At 66.0% G+C, this 17,953-nt stretch carries 20 protein-coding genes and 3 tRNA genes; 13 read left to right on the top strand and 10 right to left on the bottom strand.

The window, feature by feature from the left end; translation table 11 throughout:
• Positions 1–360 precede the first annotated feature (360 nt).
• A complete protein-coding gene (locus MTBLM5_RS13885) occupies positions 361–2,265 on the bottom strand; it encodes a protein-disulfide reductase DsbD (RefSeq protein ID WP_254431054.1) in 1,905 nt (634 codons plus the stop codon).
• A 137-nt stretch (positions 2,266–2,402) separates the two neighbouring features.
• On the opposite strand from MTBLM5_RS13885, the gene MTBLM5_RS13880 reads away from it, so the two are divergent.
• Both MTBLM5_RS13880 and MTBLM5_RS13875 read left to right on the top strand, forming a co-directional pair.
• The gene (locus tag MTBLM5_RS13880) at positions 2,403–2,975 is read left to right on the top strand and encodes a YqgE/AlgH family protein (RefSeq protein WP_173976678.1); all 573 of its coding nucleotides are present in this window, start codon (positions 2,403–2,405) and stop codon (positions 2,973–2,975) included.
• A gap of 407 nt (positions 2,976–3,382) precedes the next feature.
• Complete coding sequence (locus MTBLM5_RS13875; protein WP_173976677.1) at positions 3,383–4,402, top strand: aspartate-semialdehyde dehydrogenase; 1,020 nt, start codon at positions 3,383–3,385, stop codon at positions 4,400–4,402.
• 64 nt (positions 4,403–4,466) lie between these two features.
• Here the strand turns inward: MTBLM5_RS13875 and MTBLM5_RS13870 are convergent, their stop codons facing one another.
• Positions 4,467–4,748 (bottom strand): hypothetical protein, encoded by a 282-nt coding sequence (locus tag MTBLM5_RS13870; RefSeq protein ID WP_173976676.1) that lies wholly within the window; start codon positions 4,746–4,748, stop codon positions 4,467–4,469.
• A gap of 162 nt (positions 4,749–4,910) precedes the next feature.
• On the opposite strand from MTBLM5_RS13870, the gene MTBLM5_RS13865 reads away from it, so the two are divergent.
• Positions 4,911–5,804 carry a hydrogen peroxide-inducible genes activator gene (locus MTBLM5_RS13865; protein WP_254431053.1) on the top strand — a complete coding sequence of 298 codons (894 nt, stop codon included), beginning with the start codon at positions 4,911–4,913 and terminating at the stop codon, positions 5,802–5,804.
• Between the two features lie 28 nt (positions 5,805–5,832).
• A complete protein-coding gene (locus MTBLM5_RS13860; RefSeq protein WP_173976674.1) occupies positions 5,833–6,099 on the top strand; it encodes a hypothetical protein in 267 nt (88 codons plus the stop codon).
• A 154-nt stretch (positions 6,100–6,253) separates the two neighbouring features.
• Here MTBLM5_RS13860 and MTBLM5_RS13855 read toward each other — a convergent pair whose 3' ends face one another.
• A complete protein-coding gene (locus tag MTBLM5_RS13855; RefSeq protein WP_254431052.1) occupies positions 6,254–7,963 on the bottom strand; it encodes a hypothetical protein in 1,710 nt (569 codons plus the stop codon).
• 306 nt (positions 7,964–8,269) lie between these two features.
• Here MTBLM5_RS13855 and MTBLM5_RS13850 point away from each other — a divergent pair, with 306 nt between their 5' ends.
• Positions 8,270–8,488, top strand: coding sequence for a hypothetical protein (locus MTBLM5_RS13850; RefSeq protein WP_217425033.1), 219 nt, complete (start codon positions 8,270–8,272; stop codon positions 8,486–8,488).
• Here the strand turns inward: MTBLM5_RS13850 and MTBLM5_RS13845 are convergent.
• From MTBLM5_RS13845 to MTBLM5_RS13835, 3 genes are read right to left on the bottom strand one after another with little or no spacing between them, the layout of a single operon-like run.
• Complete coding sequence (locus MTBLM5_RS13845) at positions 8,485–9,342, bottom strand: carbohydrate deacetylase (RefSeq protein WP_173976672.1); 858 nt, start codon at positions 9,340–9,342, stop codon at positions 8,485–8,487. The two genes, MTBLM5_RS13850 and MTBLM5_RS13845, sit on opposite strands and share 4 nt — an antisense overlap.
• Positions 9,339–11,228, bottom strand: coding sequence for a ferrous iron transporter B (locus tag MTBLM5_RS13840; protein ID WP_173976671.1), 1,890 nt, complete (start codon positions 11,226–11,228; stop codon positions 9,339–9,341). The genes MTBLM5_RS13845 and MTBLM5_RS13840 overlap by 4 nt, the downstream gene beginning before the upstream one ends.
• On the bottom strand, positions 11,228–11,533 hold the full coding sequence (locus MTBLM5_RS13835; RefSeq protein ID WP_173976670.1) for a FeoA family protein: 306 nt from the start codon (positions 11,531–11,533) through the stop codon (positions 11,228–11,230). The genes MTBLM5_RS13840 and MTBLM5_RS13835 overlap by 1 nt, the downstream gene beginning before the upstream one ends.
• Before the next feature lie 111 nt (positions 11,534–11,644).
• Between MTBLM5_RS13835 and MTBLM5_RS13830 the strand changes: the two genes are divergently transcribed.
• From MTBLM5_RS13830 to MTBLM5_RS13810, 5 genes are all read left to right on the top strand, one after another.
• Positions 11,645–12,049: a DUF2237 family protein gene (locus MTBLM5_RS13830; RefSeq protein WP_173976669.1), complete on the top strand. Its 405-nt coding sequence runs from the start codon at positions 11,645–11,647 to the stop codon at positions 12,047–12,049.
• 31 nt (positions 12,050–12,080) lie between these two features.
• Positions 12,081–13,016, top strand: coding sequence for an esterase-like activity of phytase family protein (locus MTBLM5_RS13825; protein WP_173976668.1), 936 nt, complete (start codon positions 12,081–12,083; stop codon positions 13,014–13,016).
• Between the two features lie 4 nt (positions 13,017–13,020).
• Positions 13,021–14,148, top strand: coding sequence for a DUF2920 family protein (locus MTBLM5_RS13820; protein WP_173976667.1), 1,128 nt, complete (start codon positions 13,021–13,023; stop codon positions 14,146–14,148).
• Between the two features lie 305 nt (positions 14,149–14,453).
• Positions 14,454–14,906 carry a DUF2920 family protein gene (locus tag MTBLM5_RS13815; protein WP_173976666.1) on the top strand — a complete coding sequence of 151 codons (453 nt, stop codon included), beginning with the start codon at positions 14,454–14,456 and terminating at the stop codon, positions 14,904–14,906.
• Positions 14,907–15,211: 305 nt separating this feature from the next.
• On the top strand, positions 15,212–15,616 hold the full coding sequence (locus tag MTBLM5_RS13810) for a DUF2920 family protein (protein ID WP_173976665.1): 405 nt from the start codon (positions 15,212–15,214) through the stop codon (positions 15,614–15,616).
• A 123-nt stretch (positions 15,617–15,739) separates the two neighbouring features.
• On the opposite strand, the gene MTBLM5_RS13805 is transcribed toward MTBLM5_RS13810, so the two are convergent.
• The 4 genes from MTBLM5_RS13805 to rlmB form a co-directional block, all read right to left on the bottom strand.
• Complete coding sequence (locus MTBLM5_RS13805; RefSeq protein WP_173976664.1) at positions 15,740–16,156, bottom strand: HEPN domain-containing protein; 417 nt, start codon at positions 16,154–16,156, stop codon at positions 15,740–15,742.
• The gene (locus tag MTBLM5_RS13800) at positions 16,143–16,466 is read right to left on the bottom strand and encodes a nucleotidyltransferase domain-containing protein (RefSeq protein WP_173976663.1); all 324 of its coding nucleotides are present in this window, start codon (positions 16,464–16,466) and stop codon (positions 16,143–16,145) included. Before MTBLM5_RS13800 ends, MTBLM5_RS13805 begins: the two co-directional genes overlap by 14 nt.
• A gap of 76 nt (positions 16,467–16,542) precedes the next feature.
• Positions 16,543–16,618: transfer RNA gene (locus tag MTBLM5_RS13795), tRNA-Thr, on the bottom strand.
• A gap of 41 nt (positions 16,619–16,659) precedes the next feature.
• Positions 16,660–17,475, bottom strand: coding sequence for a 23S rRNA (guanosine(2251)-2'-O)-methyltransferase RlmB (gene rlmB, locus MTBLM5_RS13790; protein WP_173976662.1), 816 nt, complete (start codon positions 17,473–17,475; stop codon positions 16,660–16,662).
• Between the two features lie 100 nt (positions 17,476–17,575).
• On the opposite strand from rlmB, the gene MTBLM5_RS13785 reads away from it, so the two are divergent.
• The 3 genes from MTBLM5_RS13785 to MTBLM5_RS13775 form a co-directional block, all read left to right on the top strand.
• A tRNA-Tyr gene (locus tag MTBLM5_RS13785) sits at positions 17,576–17,661 on the top strand.
• Positions 17,662–17,694: 33 nt separating this feature from the next.
• Positions 17,695–17,768 (top strand) — tRNA-Gly (locus tag MTBLM5_RS13780).
• 80 nt (positions 17,769–17,848) lie between these two features.
• On the top strand, positions 17,849–17,953 hold a 105-nt coding region (locus MTBLM5_RS13775), incomplete at its 3' end, for a GTP-binding protein (protein ID WP_146208931.1).

The raw sequence follows: 17,953 nt of genomic DNA, 5'->3' as shown, positions 1-17,953 counted from the left end.
GGGGCTTGACCCGGCCATCCACGCGCATCGTAAGCGGGGCATAAGTCCGGGCACGCAGATGCAGCATAACCCTCGCCCCTTTGTGGGAGAGGGTGGCCGCGAAGCGGCCGGGAGAGGGGCGCGCGCGTCGGCGCGCCATATAATCTGCTTGATACAAAGACGTTTTTTACGCGCTCGCCGCGCGTAAGACCCCTCACCCCCGCGCTTCGCGCGGACCCTCTCCCACAAGGGGCGAGGGTTATGCTGCGCTTGAGTGCCCGGACTTTTGCCCCGCTTACGCGCCGCGTGGATGCCCGGATCAAGTCCGGGCATGACGAAGAGGGGCTTTCGGACACCAGATCGGTGTTTTTCCGCAACCTGCTAACGCGCGCGGTCGAGGGCGCTTAGCACCTCGGCATCCGACAACAGTTCGGGCAGGGCGATGCCGGCCGCGGCCTTGGGGCCATAGACGGCGTTGAACGGTATGCCGTAGCGTCCGAACGAGGCGAGATAGCGGGCAATGGCCTGATCCGGCTTGGTCCAATCGGCACGCATGGCGACGATGGTGCCGCCGGCCAGACGGGCCGCCACCTCGCCGCGATCCAGGACCGCCGCCTTGTTGACCTTGCAGGTGATGCACCAATCGGCGGTGACATCGACGAACACCACGCGGCCGGCGGCGACATGGGCGGCGATCGCCGTCTCGTCGAAGGCCTCCCAGCGGACGGCAGGCCCGGAGCCGGGCTCGCCGGTCGGGGCCAGCCAGCCGGTCTGGGTGGCGAGGATGCCCCCCAGCCACAGCGCGGTCGCCGCCAGCGCCACCCCCATCGCCTTCTTGACCGTCAGCATCCACCGCCCCGGCCTGGGCAGCCGGCGGGCCGCTTCCGGCCAGGCGGCCACCAGCAGGTAGGGTGCGGCCATGCCGATGCCCAGCATGGCGAAGATGACCATGATCTCGGCCGGGCCGCGCGCCAGGGCGAAGCCGATGGCGGTCCCCAGGAACGGCGCCGAGCAGGGCGTCGCCAGCAAGGTGGCGAAGGCGCCCGACAGGAAGTGACCGGCCAGGGTGTGGTGGGGCTGACCACTTGCGCCGACATTCATCAGGACCGACGGCAGCCGAATCTCGAACCACCCCCACAGGTTGGCGGCGAAGGCCAGCAGCAGGGCGACCATCACCGCCAGGAAGACCGGCTGCTGGAACTGGATGCCCCAGCCGACCGAGGCGCCGGCCAGCTTCAAGGCCACCGCGGCGCCGGCCAGACCCAGGAACGACACCACGATACCGGCGGCCGAGGCCAGGAAGGCGGCACGGATATGGGCGCGCTCGGCCCCGCCATGGCCGATGGCGCCCAGAATCTTGATGGACAGGACCGGCAACACGCAGGGCATCAGGTTCAGGATCAGGCCACCCAGCACGGCGATCCCCAGCATGGCGACCAACGACGCATTGTCGGCAAGACCCGTCTCGGCGGCACCGATGACCCTTTCCGCCTCCATCGAGCGCAGGCCATCGACTAAGGTCACGGTGATACCGGCGCCGACCAGCGGGCCGGTGGCGCTGCCCGGAGCCGCCACCAATTCGATCACCGCAACCGCGCCGCCTTGTTCCAGCCGGACCTTGGGCGCGCCGAACGCCCCCAGTTCGGCCGGCTCGACAAACAGGTCCGGGCTTTGGAACCCCGGATTGGCCCGCGCGGTGACGAACAAGGTGTCGCCCAGCGCCGTCACCTTGTCGATGCCGATGCCGTGGCGCGCGCCGTCACCCGGCACCAGCGCCGCGAAGCGCGACAGGTCATGGATGGCAGCCGAGGGCTGGCCGGTCCCGGCCGGCAGGTCCAGGCTGACCTGGGCATTCATCGGCACGCAGATCTTCTCGCAGGCCAGATACTCGACCGCGGCACGGATGCGGGCCGGCTGGCCCGGCCGGGGCATCGTCATCGCCACCGGCAGCACCACCTCGCCGGCATAGCCGAAATTCTGCAGGCCGGCCAATTCGAACCGCTTGGGCGCCGGCCAGGACAGCACGGGACCTTGGGCATTGTCGGTTCCGCTCCAGTCGATCTTCGGCGGATAGCCGGCATCGCCCGGGGTGCGCCAATACATCTTCCAGCCGGGCTGCAACTGGAACTGCAGCCCCAGGCGCAGCTGCGAATCCGAGCCAGTGGCGGTGGTGGCGGCGATCAGCCTGACCCGGCCGGTCTCGTTGACCGACCAGTCCGATGCCCCCGGCTCGGCGGCAAACGCCCCCGACAGCCCGACCAGGCCCGCCAACATGACCGCCAACATTCTCAAGACCATGACCAAGCGCAGCCCACCTTTTAAGGATATTCGGCGACACGACACCAGAGCCGCCCCCCGCCTGTCAACTTAACTGCTGGTCATCCGGGGTTGCGTTCTTGGGTTTTGCGGCCTATCTGTGAACCATGGTTATGCAAAAGACCCAGGGTTATCTGGCAGGCCAGTTGTTGATCGCCATGCCGCAAATGCAGGACCCGCGCTTCGCGCGGTCGGTGGTCTATCTGTGCGCCCACAGCGCCGAAGGGGCGATGGGACTGGTGGTCAACCGCCTGATGGACGGCATCACCTTCCCGGAATTGCTGGAGCAATTGGGCATCGAGGCGACGGGGCGCTGCGATCAGATCCGCGTCCATCTGGGCGGCCCGGTCGAGGGTGGGCGCGGCTTCGTGCTGCATTCCACCGACTACATGCACGAAAGCTCGATGATCGTCGAAGGCGGCGTGGCGTTGTCGGCCACCGTCGATGTGCTGCGCGCCATCGCGTTGGGCGGCGGCCCGCGCAACAGCCTGCTGGCCCTGGGCTATGCCGGTTGGGGCGCCGGCCAGCTGGACGCCGAAATCCGCGAGAATGTCTGGCTGAACGCGCCGGCCGACGACCGGCTGCTGTTCGGCAGAGACCTTGACGCCAAGTGGGAAAGCGCCATCCACAAGCTGGGCATCGATTTCGCCGCCCTGTCCGTCGATGCCGGGCATGCGTAATGCCTGTGGCATGCCCGTAGCCGGGCCGTCTCAGGCGCCGCCGGGCTTGGCGGTGATGCGATATCCAGCCCGAGCGGCGATTGAGCCGCCCGGGACCGGGCGTGCCTTAGGCATAACCCATAACACCTTCTAGCTTGCATCGGACCCGTCCCTTGCGGTAAAGCTGCCCCGGATGGAGGTTTTCATGTCGGTTCACGGATTTTTCCTGGACATGATCGACGCCCCGGCCGACGCCTGGGCGCGGGGCTTCGTCGTCACCACCAAAACCGGCACCAAGACCACCGCCTGACGGCGGGCCGGTTCGTTGCAGTCAAAACGAAAAGGCCCGCGGAAGTATCCCGCGGGCTTTTCGCTTGATGCGACAAGCCGGGGAGCTTCAAGGGCTCCTGAAGAACGGAGAGAACAACATGGGTTACAAGGTTGCTGTGATCGGTGCCACCGGCAATGTGGGCCGCGAAATGCTGCAGACGCTGGTGGAACGCAAGTTCCCGGTGTCCGAGGTCGTCGCCCTGGCGTCGTCGCGCTCGGTCGGCCGCGAAGTGTCGTTCGGTGACGACAAGGTGCTGAAGGTCCAGGACCTGGCCACGTTCAACTTCAAGGGCTGGGACATCGCCCTGTCCTCGCCGGGCGCCAAGGTTTCGGCCGAGCACAGCCCGCGCGCCGCCGCCGCCGGCTGCGTGGTGGTCGACAACACCTCGCATTTCCGCATGGATCCCGACGTGCCGCTGGTGGTCCCCGAGGTCAACCCGGAAGCGATCGCCCAGTACACCAAGAAGGGCATCATCGCCAACCCGAACTGCTCGACCATTCAGATGGTCGTCGCCTTGAAGCCCCTGCACAGCCTGGGCACCATCAAGCGCGTCGTCGTCTCGACCTACCAGTCGGTGTCGGGCGCCGGCAAGGACGGCATGGACGAATTGTTCGAGCAGACCCGCGCCGTCTATGTCGGCGATCCCAAGGAACCCAAGAAGTTCCCCAAGCCGATCGCCTTCAACCTGATTCCGCAGATCGACGTCTTCATGGAAGACGGCTCGACCAAGGAAGAGTGGAAGATGACCGTCGAGACCAAGAAGATTCTCGACCCCAACATCGACGTGCACGCCACCTGCGTCCGCGTGCCGGTGTTCGTCGGCCATTCCGAATGCGTCAACGTCCAGTTCGACAAGCCGGTCAGCGTCGAAGCCGCCCGCAAGGCCCTGTCGGCGGCGCCGGGCGTGATCGTCGTCGATACCCACGAGCCGGGCGGCTATGTCACCCCGGTCGAGTGCGTCGGCGAGGACGCCGTCTATATCAGCCGCATCCGCAAGGACCCGACCATCGCCAACGGACTGTCCTTCTGGTGCGTGTCGGACAACCTGCGCAAGGGTGCGGCGCTGAACGCCGTGCAGATCGCCGAGGTCCTGGCCCGCGATTACCTGAAGAAGTAAACCGCCGTTCCGGCACCCATGAAGAAGGCGGAGGCCGTCACGGTCCTCCGCCTTTTTTCATGGATTATCCGCGCCGCAGCGCCTGCTTGGCGTCGCGCGCCTTGAGGTTGGAATCCTTGCGGGCCTGGGCCTCGGCCTCCTCGCAGGCCCGGTAATCTTGACGATTCTCGGCCTTGGCGATGCAGCGGTCGGCCTGCTCGAGGATCTTGATCCGGTCGCGGTGCGACTGGCTTTCGATGCGCTTCAGTTCGCGGGCGCGGGGGCCGGTCTCGGCGTCGGCGTCGGCCGGATAGGCCAGAAAGGCTAGGCCGGCGGCCAGGATCAGGAACAGGACAGCGATGGGCATGGTGGGCCTCCGAGGTTCGGTCTGGCCCCATGTCACCATCCCATTGTGGCGAAAATCAGCCCCAATGCGGGCGCGGCGCAATCCGGATGCGCGACCGACGTCGACCGGCTATCATCGGCCCAGAAATCGACGGAGCCGATCGAGTTGCGAATATTACCGACATTGCGTCAATTGCGTTATCTGGTGGCCCTGGCCGAGCATCGCCATTTCGGCCATGCCGCCGAAGCCTGCCTGGCGACCCAATCGACCTTGTCGGCCGGCCTGCAGGAACTGGAAAACCTGCTGGGCGCCACCTTGGTCGAACGCACCAAGCGCAAGGTGATGCTGACGCCCCTGGGCGAAGAGATCGTCGCCCGCGCCCGCATCGTCCTCAAGGGCGCCGAGGACATCGCCGAACTGGCCGCCGCCTCGGGTCAGATGCTGAGCGGGGCGCTGCGCCTGGGCGTCATCCCGACCATCGGCCCCTATCTGCTGCCCAGGGTTTTGCCGGCCCTGCGCCAGGCCTTTCCCGCCTTGAAACTGTATCTGCGCGAGGAGCAAAGCGCCCGGCTGGTCGCCCGCGTCGGCGCCGGCGATCTCGACATCGCCCTGCTGGCGCTGCCCTATCCGGCGCCCGAGCTTGAAGCCCAGGTCATCGGCACCGATTCCTTCGTGCTGGCCTGCCCGCCCGACCATCCGCTGGCGGCCAATTCCAGCGTCGATTCCGCCCAATTGGCCGAACACGATCTGCTGCTGATGGAAGAAGGCCATTGCCTGCGCGACCATGCGCTGGCCGCCTGCCACCTGCCCGGCCCGTCGCGTGGCGACGGCATCCTGGCCACCAGCCTGACCACCCTGGTCCAGATGGTCGCCAACGGGCTGGGCATCACCTTGCTGCCGGCGATGGCGGTGTCGTCGGGCATTCTGGCCGGCACCGGGCTGGTGACGCGGCCGCTGGCCGATGCCGGCAGCCGGGCCATCGGATTGATGTGGCGGCCCAGTTCGCCGCGCAAGGCGGAATTTGACAAACTGGCCGAGTTTCTGATGGCGCAGGACCAAATCGCCGGGTACCAATGAAGCGCACACGGGGAACGGGAGAGCATCGATGCGACCTGCGGTCTTGATCGCCGCCATCACCTTGGGCCTAGCCGCCTGCGCCGAGGTCACGCCGTTGCGCAATCCGGACGGTTCGCTCGACTATTACATCGATTGCGAAAATTCTCTGCGCCTGGAAAGCTGCCGTGCGGCGATGGCCCGCACCTGCCCGAGCGGATACGACCTGCGCCCGGCCGCGCCCGCGCCCAAGCCCGACCCCAAGCGCCCCGATTTGCCGGTGCCGACCCGCAATGACGGGCTGTTCCGCTGCCGCTGAGTTATACTAGCGGCCGCAATGCCTGACCTTCGGTCCGTCATTACGGCGCCCTCACGCGCCGGGCGGCGGACCTCCGTCCGCCTTGGCTTCCGCGCCATAAGGCGCGCGGCCGCACTTGCGGCCGTCCAACGGTCGAAGGCTTCGACCGTTGGCTTTAGCCGCCGAAGCCGGCACGCACCAGCAATTGGTGGAAGTCGCGCAGCGCCTTTTGCGCCCTGGCCGGATCGGGAATCCCCTCGACGAAGTGGGCGTCGAAATCCTTCTGACGCAGCAGGCCCAGGATGCGCGTGCGGGCGCGCGTCATCGCCTTGCCCTCGGGCAGGACGCCGGCGGCACAGAACTGCACCAGACGCACCGCGCGGTCCCTGAGCGGGCTTTCGTGGTGGTCCAGCTTCTCGACGATCTGCTCGTCGATCAGATAGCGTTCGAGGATCGTATCGACCCGCTCGGTGACCTGAGCCTTCAATTCGGCGGGAAAACATGACGCCGCCATCGCCTTGTGGGCCATGGTCGCGCGGATCATCCGCTCTTTCGGGGTCAGGTTGCGCTGGCACAATTGGCCGATGGAGGTGGTGTCCATGATGCGCTCGAACATCGCCGCGATGTCGTCGGCGGTGCCCTGGGCGAATTCGCTGGCCGCCAGATCGCACAGATAGACCACGCCGAACGCCTTGTCGGGCATGGCGCCGAAGGTGGCGGCAATGGCCGCGCGCTTGCCGGCGGCGCCGCCTTCCACCACCATGCGGGTCTGGCGCGAGGTCAGCGCGTCGGCGGTTTCCGGGCCGAACAGCAGCCCGGTCGGCGTCAGCACCCGTTGAACCAGATTGCCGAACGCTTCCAGCTCTTTCGACGAATCGCTGCGGTTCAGCGGATTGGCCGACTTGATCTGGCGGTGCGCCCGATCGATCAGGCACAGTCGGCTGGACGGCAGCTTCTTTTCCTTGAACAGCCGGTTCAGCATTTCCGCCGATTCGCCGGCATCGCTGGTCTCGACCGGCAGGTTGCCCTCGGCCAGGTCGAACATCCGCCCGATCGCCGAGGCCAGGTTGGGCTGCCAGCCCAGAATTTCCTGCACCACGTTGGCGCCCAGCACGTCGGCGATGACGCCATCCAGCAATTCGACCGCGTGGGGATCGCTGTCCTCGACCGCCAGCCGACACAGCCGGTCCAGCTTGCCGATCCAGCTGCGCAGATTGACCAGTTCGCGCGACAGCACCACCATCGCCAGATAGTCGGCATCGACCTCGCCATTGGCCATGCCCGACACGGCGCGGTACATGTCCGAGAACGAGCCGGTCAGCTTCGGAAGCGTCATGGCATCGGCCTTGCGGGCCTTGGCCGAAACGGCATCGACGGACTTGAAGATGTCCGCGCTCCGGCTTTTGGAATCGCCCTCGCCGTCCTTGGTCTGCAGGAAGGCCACGCGGTCCACCGCCGACGGCAGCAAGGTGTCCTTGTCCTGCAGCCGCTTCAATTCCTTGAAGTTGTACATCAGCTCGGTGGGGGTGACGAAGGTCTTCTCCATGTAGGTACGGAACAGACGGTTCATCACGTTGCGGGCATCGTCGCCGAAATAATCGTCGGGAACCTCGCACTTGGTCGGCGGCAGGCTATCGACCTGGGCGATGCGGACCGGCCCGTCATCCTTGACCGTGCGGGTCTCGCAGAACACTTCCTTCTCGACGACGGTGCCGTCGGCCCGCATCCAGTTCCGGATGACCTTGGCGCCCTCGCATTTCTTGTCGTTCAGATATTTCTTCGCTGCGGCAACGGCGGTCTTCTCGTCCTCGAGAAAGCTTTGCGCCCCCCAACGGCCGTCCTTCATCACCTGAACTTCGTAACTGGCCCGTTCCGCCGCCATCATCTAGCTCCCGCCACCTGCGCACATTCTCCGCACAGGCCTTCGCCCTTTAGAAATACAAACTCATGCCCACCGATTCCATGTCTTTCTGACGGGATCATGCATATTTCGATCGCTGAGCCATCCACTTGGCAATAGTGAAAAGCCCAGAAATCAGCGAGAATTATCGGATAACGGGAGGGCTTTCCAAGGCGAGGCGCGAAAATGTCCGGCACCATTAGATTTACTTGGCTTCGATCCGGCGGTTGGACGCGGATCGGGACGGTTGCAGCCATCGCGGTCTTATTCGCCACACCGATGTTGTGGGCGATGGGAATGTTCGGCGCCGACGAGGATTCGGTCCGCCGCGCCATAGTCTTCGCCGCTGCGGGGATCTGGTTCTTCTTTCTGATCGGCTGGGGGGCCGGCTGGGCCATGCGCGGCTTCATCGTCCGCCAAAGGGACGATGACGAAGGCGAAGAATCCACCCCGCGCCGCCCGCCCGCCGCCGCCCCCCATCCGGCGCCGCATCGCCCGGCCGGGCATTAGGCGCACGGCGCGGCCCGTCCCGGGCCCGCCAGGATCGCGAAGGTCGCCAGTTCGATGCCGCGTTCGGCCAGATGGGTGCGGATGTCGGGGTTGGACAGCATCTCGGTCTCGCGCTCGCGCCCGTCGGTGAAGCTGCTGAGCGCGCGTAAGGCGTCGTCGCACAGGCCGGGGTGGCACATCGCCTCGGCCACTTGGCCGGGCCGCAAGGCCAGCGCCAGGGCATCGCCGGCCGACCGGCCGCGCCCCAGATAGTTGGTCACCAAGCCCTCGGGATGGCGAATGCCGGCCCAGTTCCCGGCCAGGGCGGCCACCGCCCGCTGGGCCGATTTCTCGCCGTCGCCCAGAACCTGGGCCTGGCTGGTGAATCCCAGCGGGTTGCGCACCGGCACCCCCAGCTCGGCCGCCAACTCCAGCATCGCCTCCAACGCCAGCGGATGGGCGTAGGACAGATGGTGATGGCTGTCGAGATGGCTGGGCGAGCGCCCGGCCGCCTCGACGAACAGGTCGATCTGCGCCCGCCACTCGTCCGTCAACTGGTCGGCCCGTACCGCCCGCCAGCGCGTCTCGGTCCAATCGGAAAGCTTGGCGAAGCTGGCATCGGGGCGCACCAACGACGCGACCTTGGCCGCCGGCCGCACCGGGGCGCCGGCGCTGACCACCAGATGGACCCCCAGCCCCAGATCGGGGCATTCGGCGACGGCTCGGGCGACTTCGCCCATGGACAGCGGAAAATTCATCATCGCGGTGGTCGAGGTCACCACACCCGAACGATGGGCGCGGCGGATTCCTTCGGACACCCCGGCGGTCAGGCCATAATCATCGGCGTTGACGATCAGATGGCGCACACCGGTCATAACAAATTCTGCGCCAGGCGGTAGGTGATGAAAGCCGCGCCATAGGCCAGCGCGGTCAACAAGACGAACATCAAGGCCGGCCAGGCGCGGGAATTCAACTCGCGCCGGACCACGCTAAGCGTCGACAGGCATTGCGGCGCGAAGACGTACCACGCCAGCAGCGACAGCGCGGTCGGCAGGCCCCAGCTTCGCCCCAGCACCCCGGCCAACGAGGCCTGCAGCGCGTCGCCCGATTCCGACAGGGCGTAGATGGTGCCCAGAACGCCGACCGCCACCTCGCGCGCCGCCATGCCCGGCACCAAGGCCAGGGCGATCTGCCAGTTGAAGCCGATCGGCGCCACCAGCGGTTCCAGCGCATAGCCCAAGGCTCCGGCGATGGAGTAACGGATCGCCGGCTCGGTGGCGCCGTCGGGCGGCGCCGGGAAGTTGCCCAGGAACCACACCACCACCATCAGCGCGAAGATGGTGGTGCCGGCCCGGGTCAGGAACGCCTTGCCGCGGTCGAACAGCCCCAAGGCGACGTTGCGCACCCTGGGCAGGCGATAGGCCGGCAGTTCCATCAAAAGCGGCTCGCGCGCGCCCTTCAGCCAGAAGCTCTTCATCACCAGTGCGACCAGCAGGCCGGACAGGATGCCGCTGGCGTAAAGGGCGAACATCACCAGCCCGGGCAAACCGATCCAGCCGCCCACCAAGGTCCGGTCGGGCACGAAGGCGGCGATGATCAGGGTATAGACCGGCAGCCGGGCCGAGCAGGTCATCAGCGGCGCGATCATGATGGTGGCGATGCGGTCGGCCCGGTTCTCGATGGTGCGCGCCGCCATGATGCCGGGCACCGCGCAGGCGAAGCTGGACAGCAGCGGGATGAAGGCGCGCCCATGCAGCCCCACCCCGCCCATCAGCCGATCCAGCAAGAAGGCAGCCCGGGCCATGTAGCCCGAATCCTCGAGCACCTGGATGAACAAGAACAGCACCAGGATCTGCGGCAGGAAAATCACCACGCTGCCGACGCCGGCGATGATGCCGTCATTGACCAGGCTTTTGGGCAGACCGTCGGGCAGCACCTGATCAAGCCAGCCGGTCAGCGCCCCCAGGGCCAGGTCGATGGCTTCCATCGGCGCCGCCGCCCAGGCGAACACCGCCTGGAACATCAAGAACAGCACCGTCAGCAAAATCAACAGGCCGGCCACAGGATGCAACAGCACGCGGTCGATGGCCCGCGTCCCGGAATGGCCGCGGCCAGGGCTCAGGATGCACAGCGACAAGATGCGCTGGACCTCGCGGTGATAGTCGCGCAAATCGTGCGAGCTGGGTTCGTGCCAGTGGCAGACAGCCCCCGACGGCGCCATCCCCTCGGCATTCGCGACCAGGATGTCGCGGTCGATCTGGTCCAGCAGGGCCTGGACACCGCCGGTCTGCACGGCGATTGTGGGAACCACCGGCACCCCCAGTTCGGCCGAAAGGCGGGCGGAATCGACGCCAAGGCCCATCTTCTCGGCCTCGTCCATCATGTTGAGCGCCAGGATCAGCGGGTGGCCCAGGCGCTTGAGTTCCAGCACCAGCCGCAGGTTCTGACGCAGATTGGTGGCGTCGGCGACGAAGACGATGGCATCGGGCAGATCCTCGCCCTCGAAGCGCCCCAGCACCACGTCGCGGGTCACTTCCTCGTCGGGCGAGCGGGCCCGGAGCGAATAGGTGCCCGGCAGGTCGATCACCTTGACGCGGGTGCCGGCCGGGCTGACGAACAGCCCTTCCTTGCGCTCGACGGTGACGCCGGCATAGTTGGCGACCTTCTGGCGGCTGCCGGTCAAGGCGTTGAACAGCGCGGTCTTGCCGCAATTGGGATTGCCGACCAGGGCCAGACGCGGCTCCGCCCGACGCCTGGACATCAGACAGCCGCCTTGGGCAGCCGGACCAGAACCGCCGCGGCCTCGGCCCGGCGCAGCGCCACGGTGTGGTCATCGACCCTGACGGCGATCGGATCGCGACCGGGGAAGCCTTCGTGCAGGACTTCAAGGTGGGCGCCTTCGACCAGCCCCATCTCGATCAGGCGGCGTTCAAGCTCGCCGGCCTGCAAGGTCGAGACGACGCCCTGCTCGTCCAGACCAACCACCTCGGCCTTCTGGCCCTTGCCCAGTCGCCCCAACGAAACCGTCAGCCCCTCGACCATCGCCGCCCTATCCTGAGAACGCATCGCATTTGCTAATATTGCAGCGCACAGGCTGCCCGGGCAAGGGTTTTGCGGCGCCCCCTTTCCGAATCCTCCCGGCGCCGCCATATCAATGGCAAGGATAAGGAAGATTCGATGCCCCGCGACACAGACGATCATGGCCCGCGCCGGCCGCCGCGCCGCAACGTCCTGGGCGGAATCCTGGAGCCCTGTTCGGTCAAGCCGATGACCGGCTTCTTCCGCAACGGCTGTTGCGACACCGCGCCCGAAGATGTCGGCAGCCACACCGTCTGCATCGTCGCCAGCAAGGCTTTCCTGCGTTTTTCCGCCGCGCACGGCAACGACCTGTCGACGCCGATGCCGCAATTCGGCTTCCCCGGCCTGGTCGAGGGCGACCGCTGGTGTCTGTGCGCCCCACGCTGGCAAGAGGCGCTGGCGGCCGGCCAGGCGCCGCGGGTGGTGCTGCGCGCCACCCATGAAGGCGCGCTGGCATGGTGCGACCTGGCCGACCTGAAGCGGCTGGCCATCGACCTGGAGTGACGGGGGCGGCGCCGCCCGCTATCATCCGGTCATGCGCACGCTTCTGCTGCTTTTGGCAATCTTCACCTGGTTGTGTGCCGGCTCGGCCCGGGCGGGCGACGACATCGGCCTGGCCAACGTTCCGGTGGCGCCCGGAATGGATCAGCCGCCGCCGGTCGGCCGCGCCCGGATCATCGGGCTGGACCGTCTGTCGTCGCCGCATTCCTGGTTCGGCGGCTGGTCGGGCATGGCCTGGGACGGCGACGACTTGGTGCTGGTCTCGGATGTCGGCCATTGGGCCCGGCTGCGCCCGGTCCTGGCCGCCAGCGGACGCCCGACCGCCCTGACCCTTCTCGCCCATGGCCCGCTGGGCGAGGTCGGCACCGACAAGAAATGGGGTGACGCCGAGGAAATCCTTCGCACCGACCAAGGCTGGGCGGTGGCATTCGAGCGTCGCCACCGCGTGTGGATCTATCCCGACCGGTTGGACGGCCCGCATAGCGCGCTTTCGACCCCGGCCGCCATGGCCGATCTGGCCGCCAATGACGGCATCGAGGCGATGACCATCCTGGCCGACGGGCGCTGGCTGCTGATCGCCGAAGGGGACGAGGATCGCCCCGAATCCCCGGCTTGGGTCGGCCGCCCCGGCGAATGGCGCCCCTTGCGCTATCGCCACCACGGGCTGTTCCGCCCGACCGGAGCCGTGACCTTGCCGGGCGGTGACGTCGTGGTGGTCGAGCGGCGCTTCACCATGATCGGCGGGCCGGCCCTGCGGCTGGTGGAGATCAAGGCGTCCGCGATCGGCGAGGACGAAACCATCGGCGGCGAGGAACTGGCCCTGATCCAGGCGCCGCTGGCGGTGGACAATTTCGAATCCGTCGCGGTCCGCCGCCGCGCCGACGGCCGTCTGGTCGCCCTGATCCTGGCCGACGACAATTTCAATCCGCTGCAATCGACGCTGCTGATGACCGTGCTGCTGCCGGAGTAACGCGATGCCCCTGATCGACCAGCCCCATCCCGACGTCGAATTGGGCTTTCCGCGCCAGGCCGTGCATTATTCGGTGGTGCTGCCCGATGCCGGGATCGGCCCCCGCACCGGCCTGGTCTTCTACATTTTCGGCTTCGGCAGTTCCTACGACGATTCCTATGCCCGTCGCCTGCTGCCCTATCTGGCCAACGACCATGATTGCGTCGCCGTCGCGGTGGATTATCAGGGCGCCAAGGCACAAAGCACACTGGACGCCGATTTCGCCCCCGACTTCTTCGTCAACCTGCAGCGGATTTACGGAATCTCCGTCAGCGCCACCCCGGAACTGACCCAGGACGTCTATGCCTTCATGGGGGAATTGTGCCAAGTCCTGGCCCAGGCGGGAATCACCCGGCTGGACCCGTCCTGCCGCCTGATCAAGCGCGGGGACCGATACGTCAATTTCGGAATCCTGCCGGCCCTGGACCTTCTTCAGGTCGCCGCCAGGATCATCGCCGAATACGGCATCGACCGGCGCAGGATCTTCGCCATCGGCACCTCCTATGGCGGTTACCTGGCCTTGCTGCTGGCCAAGCTGGCCCCCAACACCTTTCGCTTCGTGGTCGATAATTGCGGCTTTTCCGGCATCGACAACGTGATCTATGGCGCCACCACCTGGCCGGGGCCAGTTCGCGTATTGATCGTCTCGCCCCAGGCGTTCAGCATGAACCCCGAATCGCCGGCCTATCTTGGCCCGGCCCGTCAGGCGATCCGCGACCTGGCCACGCCTGGGCATTATCACCTGCCCAGTGCCACCTTTGCCTATTCCTATCACGGCGAAATCGACGACGTCGCCAGCCCCCAGGCGAAGCAGGCCTTGTCCGAATTGCTGAAGCAAAAGGGCCGCCATCATGCCCTTCGGCTGATCGGCCCCGACGATCTGGACGGGCGGGTGTTCAAGGTTCCCGGCCACGGTCTGCAGGCCTCGATGCGTGGCCTGTTCCGGCTTTGCATGGATCGCTGGCTGGCCGATGCCCCGCCGCCCGAGTCCGTGACCGATTTCGATCTGGGCACCACCAACGTCCTGGCCTGCGCCGATCGCGACTATGTCTTCGAGTTCGCCCCGGACGGCGCCCGACTGACCATCTGTTAGCCGAGGAAAATGGTGCCGGTTGCAGGGTTCGAACCCGCGCCCCCCCTGATTACAAAGAAGAGGAAATCGGCTGGCGGGGATATTTGGCAACACGGGAAGATAAATGATTTGAATGGGTTACGCTCAGACCGTTGTCGCGGCGCATCCCCGCGTATGGCCGTTTTTCACAGCGAAGTGCACCAGGAGTGCACCATGGGACGGCGGCTCGGGCCGGGGGAAGGCGGTTGTGCCTATGACCCAAAACGACCGATTTGGGCCGGAAGGGGACGGGCGGGTTATGGGAGATGGGGGCGATAACGCGGACATTGGAATTAAGGACACTGGCACCGAAATTCCTGGCAACGCCTGGGCATTATCACCTGCCCAGCGCCACCTTTGCCTATTCCTATCACGGCGAAATCGACGACGTCGCCAGCCCCCAGGCCAAGCAAGCCTTGTCCGAATTGCTGAAGCAAAAGGGCCGCCATCATGCCCTTCGGCTGATCGGCCCCGACGATCTGGACGGGCGGGTGTTCAAGGTTCCCGGCCACGGTCTGCAGGCCTCGATGCGTGGCCTGTTCCGGCTTTGCATGGATCGCTGGCTGGCCGATGCCCCGCCGCCCGAGTCCGTGACCGATTTCGATCTGGGCACCACCAACGTCCTGGCCTGCGCCGATCGCNCCGATTTCGATCTGGGCACCACCAACGTCCTGGCCTGCGCCGATCGCGACTATGTCTTCGAGTTCGCCCCGGACGGCGCCCGACTGACCATCTGTTAGCCGAGGAAAATGGTGCCGGTTGCAGGGTTCGAACCCGCGCCCCCCCTGATTACAAAGAAGAGGAAATCGGCTGGCGGGGATATTTGGCAACACGGGAAGATAAATGATTTGAATGGGTTACGCTCAGACCGTTGTCGCGGCGCATCCCCGCGTATGGCCGTTTTTCACAGCGAAGTGCACCAGGAGTGCACCATGGGACGGCGGCTCGGGCCGGGGGAAGGCGGTTGTGCCTATGACCCAAAACGACCGATTTGGGCCGGAAGGGGACGGGCGGGTTATGGGAGATGGGGGCGATAACGCGGACATTGGAATTAAGGACACTGGCACCGAAATTCCTGGCAACGCCTGGGCATTATCACCTGCCCAGCGCCACCTTTGCCTATTCCTATCACGGCGAAATCGACGACGTCGCCAGCCCCCAGGCCAAGCAAGCCTTGTCCGAATTGCTGAAGCAAAAGGGCCGCCATCATGCCCTTCGGCTGATCGGCCCCGACGATCTGGACGGGCGGGTGTTCAAGGTTCCCGGCCACGGTCTGCAGGCCTCGATGCGTGGCCTGTTCCGGCTTTGCATGGATCGCTGGCTGGCCGATGCCCCGCCGCCCGAGTCCGTAACCGATTTCGATCTGGGCACCACCAACGTCCTGGCCTGCGCCGATCGCGACTATGTCTTCGAGTTCGCCCCGGACGGCGCCCGCCTGACCATCTGTTAGCCGAGGAAAATGGTGCCGGTGCAGGGTTCGAACCCGCGCCCACCTGATTACAAAGAACAAGCCTGCGTCACCAAGTCTTGATTATTGCCATGGGTCGAAGACGCTTGTTCTGGGGGCTATCCATCAGGACGGCCCTAACCCCGCCACCTCTTGGCGGAACGCCTTAACGGCGGTCAGCATGTCGGCCACATCACCGATCTCCTCTCCCAGGCCACCGCCCAGATCGGGATAGCGAGACGCGGTGAGCCATTCGGTCAGGCGGGCGAACGACAGCATTTGCTGTTCCAGGGCCGGATAGAACGGGGCGGCTTTTCCCGCCAGCATTTCGATGTCGTGGGTGCGCGGAGCCGCGACCGCAGCAGCGACCAGCAACGCCTTGATGATTTTCTCCACCGCCTGCTGGCAATGAAAGGCCGCCGGATCAAGCATGGGCGGGTCCGCCGCCAGCGTCATGCTGGCGACCCGGATGTCGTCATCGGCCTTGGCGAGCCATAACGCGGCTTCGGCCCATTGGGCTTTGACCGGCTCAGCTCCGCTCATAGACCACCACGCCTTCGGTCAGCACAGTATGGGCGAAAGAGCCGATGGCCCGACCACGCTCTTTCAGAACACCTTCCCGGCAGGGGATGATATCCACCGGAGCAGGGAAACCGCGATGCGCCTCATAGCGCCGCTTCGACGACAGTCGCTCGTTCGGCACGTCGTCGTCCAGTACCACCACCAGATCGAAATCGCTGTCGGTTCTTGCATCCCCACGCGCCCGGCTGCCGAACAGGATGACCCTGCGCGGCCCGAACACGGACACCACCTGCTTCAGCAGAGCTTCGGGTATGGTGGCGGCGACGCCCATGACTATCCTCCGGCTACCAGTCCGAGTTTGCCCAACATTCGCGCAATAGCAAGACGGTTGATTTCACGGATAGAAATGGTGCCGGTTGCAGGGTTCGAACCCGCGACCCCCTGATTACAAATCAGGTGCTCTACCAGCTGAGCTAAACCGGCATCGGGGGCAACCTAAGACGAAGGCCGCCGCTTCGCAAGTGCTAGCGGAACAGTTCGTAAAGGGCCACGGCGGCCGCGTTCGACACGTTCAGGCTTTCCATCTCGCCGGTCATCGGCAGCCGCACCAACAGATCGCAATGCTCGCGGGTCAGCCGACGCAGCCCGTCGCCCTCGGCCCCCAGCACCAAAGCCACCCGTCCCGACAGCTTGGCTCCGGCCAGGGTGTCCTTCGCCTCGCCGGCCAGACCAGCCACCCAAAAGCCGTGGGCCTTCAGGGTTTCCAGGGCGCGGACCAGATTGGTGACCCGGACCAGCGGCATCCGTTCCAGCGCCCCCGAGGCCGATTTGGCCAGGGTGCCGGTCTCGTCGGGGGCGTGGCGGTCCGGCGCGATCACCGCCAGGGCACCGAACGCCGCCGCCGAACGCATGATGGCGCCGACATTGTGCGGGTCGGTGACCTGATCCAACAGCACCACCACCGCGCGCTCCTGCATCTGACCCTGGCGGGCGATGTCCTCCAGCCCGATCTCGGGCAGCGGATCGACCAGGGCCGCGATGCCCTGATGCACCGCGCCGGGCGGCAGATGGCGGTCCAGCTCGGCCCGCTCGACCACTTCGCCCTGCTGGTTGGGATGGCTTTTGGCCATCTCGGCACTCATCAGCAGACGGCGCAGCTTACGGGCCGGGTTGGCCAGCGCAGCCGACACCGCGTGAACCCCGTAAAGCCAGGTGCCGCCGCCGGACGGGCGCTCGGGCTTGCGGCCACGATCGCGGTCGTTGGCGGCCTTCGCGCCGGCCTTGGGCCGGTCGGGATGGTTGCGGGCGGGCGGACGGGGCCGGGAATCTCGTTGAGTCATAAGGGAATGTCTTAATCCTCTCTTTTCGAGTTGACAAGCCGACGAAAATTCCCATAGTTCCGGTCTCCCGTCGCCGGGCTTTCGGGTCCGATGGCGGCGTGGAGGGGTGGCCGAGCGGTCAATGGCAGCAGACTGTAAATCTGCCGGGGTAACCCTACGTTGGTTCAAATCCAACCCCCTCCACCATTCCTTTCAGGGGCCGCGCGGGCGTGGGCGCAAGCGGGTGTAGCTCAATGGTAGAGCAGAAGCCTTCCAAGCTTACGACGAGGGTTCGATTCCCTTCACCCGCTCCAAGCGCTGTCCTACGGGTTTGATTTGTTCGACGACCAATGCGGCCCTTTCCGGCGCCGCCGAACCGACGGGTTGAGAAGAGATGGCCAAGGCTAAATTCGAGCGTAACAAGCCGCACTGCAACATCGGCACCATCGGTCACGTCGACCATGGCAAGACCTCGCTGACCGCTGCGATCACCAAGGTA

It is taken from the genome of Magnetospirillum sp. LM-5 (assembly GCF_902729445.1).
Taxonomy (GTDB): Bacteria; Pseudomonadota; Alphaproteobacteria; order Rhodospirillales; family Magnetospirillaceae; genus Magnetospirillum.
This window is presented reverse-complemented; position numbering and strand designations above follow the sequence as displayed.